3 protein-coding genes, 3 tRNA genes and 1 pseudogene are annotated in these 4,731 nt (G+C 35.8%); 3 read left to right on the top strand and 4 right to left on the bottom strand.

Annotation, left to right across the window (positions count from 1 at the left end; all coding sequences use genetic code 11):
• Positions 1 to 63: 63 nt before the first annotated feature.
• The 3 genes from GOQ24_RS11350 to GOQ24_RS11360 all read right to left on the bottom strand — a co-directional run bounded on the left by GOQ24_RS11350 (position 64) and on the right by GOQ24_RS11360 (position 3,746).
• Positions 64 to 1,419 (bottom strand): DEAD/DEAH box helicase, encoded by a 1,356-nt coding sequence (locus GOQ24_RS11350; protein ID WP_160339735.1) that lies wholly within the window; start codon positions 1,417 to 1,419, stop codon positions 64 to 66.
• Positions 1,420 to 1,719: 300 nt separating this feature from the next.
• Positions 1,720 to 2,481, bottom strand: a complete 762-nt coding sequence (locus GOQ24_RS11355; RefSeq protein ID WP_155092017.1) for a C40 family peptidase — start codon at positions 2,479 to 2,481, stop codon at positions 1,720 to 1,722.
• An 86-nt stretch (positions 2,482 to 2,567) separates the two neighbouring features.
• Positions 2,568 to 3,746 carry an acetyl-CoA C-acyltransferase gene (locus GOQ24_RS11360; RefSeq protein WP_160339736.1) on the bottom strand — a complete coding sequence of 393 codons (1,179 nt, stop codon included), beginning with the start codon at positions 3,744 to 3,746 and terminating at the stop codon, positions 2,568 to 2,570.
• A 501-nt stretch (positions 3,747 to 4,247) separates the two neighbouring features.
• On the opposite strand from GOQ24_RS11360, the gene GOQ24_RS11365 reads away from it, so the two are divergent.
• The 3 genes from GOQ24_RS11365 to GOQ24_RS11375 all read left to right on the top strand — a co-directional run bounded on the left by GOQ24_RS11365 (position 4,248) and on the right by GOQ24_RS11375 (position 4,511).
• Positions 4,248 to 4,331: transfer RNA gene (locus GOQ24_RS11365), tRNA-Ser, on the top strand.
• Positions 4,332 to 4,338: 7 nt separating this feature from the next.
• Positions 4,339 to 4,413 (top strand) — tRNA-Pro (locus GOQ24_RS11370).
• Positions 4,414 to 4,437: 24 nt separating this feature from the next.
• A tRNA-Arg gene (locus GOQ24_RS11375) sits at positions 4,438 to 4,511 on the top strand.
• Positions 4,512 to 4,655: 144 nt separating this feature from the next.
• On the opposite strand, the pseudogene GOQ24_RS16960 reads toward GOQ24_RS11375, so the two are convergent.
• Positions 4,656 to 4,731: pseudogene (locus tag GOQ24_RS16960) on the bottom strand (transposase); the annotation flags it as partial.

Consider the following 4,731-nt stretch of genomic DNA (forward strand, 5'->3'; position numbering starts at 1 on the left):
TTATATAATACAAAAGAGGGTGACCTTTTGGGACACCCTCTTTTTTAGTAATATTATAAAAGCTTATTCGTTACCTCTCTTTTTCTTCGCCGCTCTTTTAGCGTCTACGGCTCTGTTTCTTGGCTTCGTTTTTCTTGGTTTTCTCTTACCTGGTCCACCAAGGTTAACTTTAGTATTCTTTTCTTTCTTTTGATGAAATGCAGCTCCTTTTTCTTCTGGCTTTTTAATCTTAACTAATTGCTTTGCTTTGAGCTTAGACTTTTCAAATTCCATTAAAGAAGTTGATATTTCTACTTCTTCAGGGATTTCTGTTACTGTTAATTCTTTTTCCATTAACATTTCAGCAGCAATAAGCATTTCTTCCTCTTTTGGATCAACCAATGATATTGCAGTTCCCTTTTTATCTGCACGACCTGTACGTCCAATTCTGTGAATGTATTGTTCAGGAGAATCAGTAAACTGCAAGTTAAATACATGCGATATATCAGAGATGTCTAATCCACGTGCCATAATATCTGTTGTCAAAAGACCTCGTAGTTCACTTGCTTGGAACTCAGCCATTGATCGCATACGGAAGTTTTGAGATTTATTAGAGTGAATCACTGTAAATTCATCTGGAAATGCAGCCTCTAATTTTTCCATAACAACATCTGCTAATCGCTTACTATTTATAAAAATTAATACGCGATTATATACTTCTTTATCTTGTAGAAGATGTAAAAGAAGATTCATTTTTGTATTGAAATTCGGTACGTTATAGACAAGTTGATCGATTTTTTCTAATGGTGTCCCAGAAGGAGCTAATGACACTTCTTCAGGAAAATCAAAGTATTCATCTAATACTTCATCTACTTCTTCAGTCATAGTCGCAGAAAACAATATATTTTGTCTTTTTGTTTTCATCATCGTTAAGATAGAAGTTAGCTGAGTGCGGAATCCTAAATTGAGGATTTCGTCAAACTCATCAATGACAAGTTTTTGTAGATTGTCAAATCTCAATACTCCGTCTAATGCAAGGTCCATCATACGACCAGGCGTACCAACTAAGATATCTACCCCTTCATAAACGGCTTTTCGCTGCGTATTAATGTTTGTTCCTCCATACACACCAAGCGTGCGAATAGACATATATTGGGTTATTTTTTCAATAACCTCTACAACTTGTACGACTAATTCTCTTGTTGGAACAATGATCACAACTCTTGGAGATTCGAAGTTCGCAAATTTCCACTGTTTAAGAATAGGTAATAGGTAGGCGAATGTCTTACCTGTACCAGTTTGGGCAATCCCCATCATATCCCTTCCTGATAGGATCACAGGGAGCGATTTTACCTGAATAGGAGTTGGGGTTGTTATATTAAGCTCATTAAGGGCTTTATCTAAAGCTTTCGGAAGATTGAATTGCTCGAAAGTGTTCATAATAATCTGAATTTGTGCAAAGATACATTTTTATTTTTTTAGTCATAAAAACATATTTTCTACACAGTTTAAAAAAAATGAACAAGATTGAGTGTGAATGTTCAAAAGAAATAAGAAAACAATAGGGTATTATTAGGTATACTTGTTTTAAACCTAAATGCTGTGAAATAGAGTGGCTTTTACTTTAAAGCTGGTAATTAACCCATTAGCCTTACCCGATTTGCTGCGGATAATTGCAGTATAGGCTTGTGTAATACTTTATTGTTGTTTTGAATACCGTTTGGTGAGGTCTGTATGCAATTAAAGAATCTTTTTTATGACTCTTAGTTTATGCGTGTGTCTTCCCGAGTCAATATTGTAAATTCCTAAGTGGTCTAATCGATCAATTCTCACTTTACCATGTGCGTGTATGATGTAGTTGTTTTCCATAATAATACCCACGTGTACTATGTTTCCTTCACTATTGTCAAAAAACGCTAAATCTCCTACTTCGCTTTCTTCAATAAAGCTCAAAGCTTCACCTATTGTAGCTTGTTGAGAGGCATCTCTTGGTATATTGTATCCATTGATGCGGTAAACCATTTGGGTAAATCCGGAGCAGTCAATTCCAAAAGGAGTTTTTCCTCCCCACAAGTATGGCGCATTTAAATACATAAAAGCTGTTTTTAAGAACAAGCTTTTGTTGAATTGGCCAGAAATACTTCGACCTTCATATTGAAAATTATCAATATTAATAGAGTCTCGTTTAAGTCCATTAAGGCAACTACCTAAAGGGATAGACATCAATTGGTTGTTTTCTGTCGAAACAAAGTCAACAAGGTCTGAGGCGAATAAAGTAGAAGTGTGTTCTAAGTAGTTAAAGTCGTCTTCAGTAATCAGCTGATATTGTTTGTTGTCCATCCACCCTTCATATTTGTCATAGGATAGCTGTATTTTAGACCATTTTTCAGTTTGTTCTAAAATAGTAAAGTGTTCTCCGAATAGTACTTGTGTTACCATTTCGCTTCTGTCAGATGCTTCAGCTCTTAATGGTACAATGGCAAGATTGCAATATGCAAACATAATAGATAGTTGAATTTATATGCAAAAATAAAAGATGAGTTTGAACTAATCAAACTCATCTTAAAGATATTTTAAAATATTGAATATTATGCTCTTTCTAATACCATAGCAGAAGCACCACCACCACCATTACAAATTGCAGCGGCTCCTAATTTTGCATTATTTTGTTTTAGAACATTTAAAAGAGTAACAATAATTCTCGCTCCTGAACAACCTAACGGATGTCCTAAAGAAACTGCTCCACCATTGATATTTACCAATGCAGGATCAATATCTAATAATTTGGTATTGGCAATTCCAACAACAGAGAAAGCCTCATTAAATTCAAAGTAATCAATATCACTTACGCTTAGGTTAGCTTTTTTAAGTGCGATAGGAAGTGCTTTTGCAGGTGCTGTAGTAAACCATTCTGGTTCTTGTGCTGCATCTGCATACGATTTAATATATGCCAGTGGAGTTAAACCTAATTCTTTTGCTTTTTCTTCGCTCATGATCACTACAGCAGCAGCTCCGTCGTTTATCGTTGAAGCATTGGCAGCAGTAACAGTACCATCTTTAGTAAAAGCAGGTCTAAGGCTTGTTACTTTATCTAATTTAATATTTGTGTATTCTTCATCTCTATTTATTACAATAGGTTCACCTCTTCTTTGTGGTACTTCTACAGGAACGATTTCATCTGTAAATTTACCAGCATCCCATGCTTTGGCAGACTTTTCATAAGAAGCGATGGCAAATGCATCTTGTTCTTCTCTTGAAATATTATGAGTAGAAGCACATAAGTCCGCAGAAACTCCCATAGCATTGTTATCATAAGCATCTATAAGACCGTCAATTTGCAATCCATCTACCAATGTTGTCGGTCCGAATTTATTGCCATTTCTCATGTGTACATAGTGAGGAATCATACTCATGTTTTCCATTCCTCCTGCTACGATGATTTCAGCATCACCAGTCATAATAGCTTGTGCACCGAACATAATAGCTTTCATTCCAGAGGCACACACTTTATTTACTGTTGTACAAGGAACTTCGTTAGACAATCCCGCACCTAAAGCTGCTTGACGAGCTGGAGCTTGTCCTTCTCCTGCTTGTACTACATTCCCCATGTAAACTTCATCAACTAATTTTGGATCAAGTTTAATTTTGTCTAAAGCACCTTTGATTGCAATTGAACCTAATTTAGTCGCAGGAACTGTTGATAAAGCACCTAAAAAGCTTCCAATTGGCGTTCTTGCAGCAGAAACGATTACTACTTTTTTATTCATAGTTTATGGTATTATTATAAAGTTATTTACTGTTAGTCATAGTATCTCTTGTTAACAAGATGTACTAATGCGTCGGTAAAGTACATAAAAAAAATTAATTTTTATAATTTATAACTATACCAAGGTGATTATACTATTCGATAAGTATTGATAATGCGGTTATTCAATTGTGTTTTCTTTTTTGAATTGTCAAGATACAGAAAGGGTGGAAGTGGTAAGGAATAAAATTTAATCGTCATAACAACTGCAAATATGTAAGGTAAAATGGAAATAGGTAATGTAGTAAGGGTGTTGGAAACCGTTTTATTTTGGGGGTTTGAGGCTGGTTTCAATGAAATGTATTAGAAATAATAAAAATATTTTTCGCTATAGGATGTTGATATATAATGTGTTCGTTTTTTTAGTAAAAAAAAGTGTGATTTTTTGTTTGCAAAACTTGCATAGAATAAAAAGTAGTGCTAAGTTTGCATCCGCATTAGAGAAGTAATTATCTAAAGCAACGGAGAGGTGCCGGAGTGGTAACGGAGCAGATTGCTAATCTGTCATCGGGTAACCGATGCCAGGGTTCGAGTCCCTGTCTCTCCGCAGTTTTCGGGGTGTAGCGTAGCCCGGTCATCGCGCCTGGTTTGGGACCAGGAGGTCGCAGGTTCGAATCCTGCCACCCCGACTAAAAATCCTAGCGATTTGGTTAGGTCCAGTAGCTCAGCTGGATAGAGCAACTGCCTTCTAAGCAGTAGGTCTCAGGTTCGAATCCTGACTGGATCACAAAAGAGGCTGTCTAAAAAGCCTAAAAAACAAAACCCCGTCTAAAAAAGGCGGGGTTTTTTCATTGTTTGTCCTCAAAAATAATTATGGATCAATCTCAAAAGTTGTGTTTAGGCATAAAGGGATCAATCTCAAAAGTTGTGTTTAGGCATAAAGCTTAGTCAATCTGTATAAAAAGAAATCAATATCTCTTACACCTCTAAACTGAGCTCTGAATGCT

Source organism: Myroides sp. LoEW2-1 (genome assembly GCF_009767705.1).
Taxonomy (GTDB): Bacteria; Bacteroidota; Bacteroidia; order Flavobacteriales; family Flavobacteriaceae; genus Flavobacterium; species Flavobacterium album_A.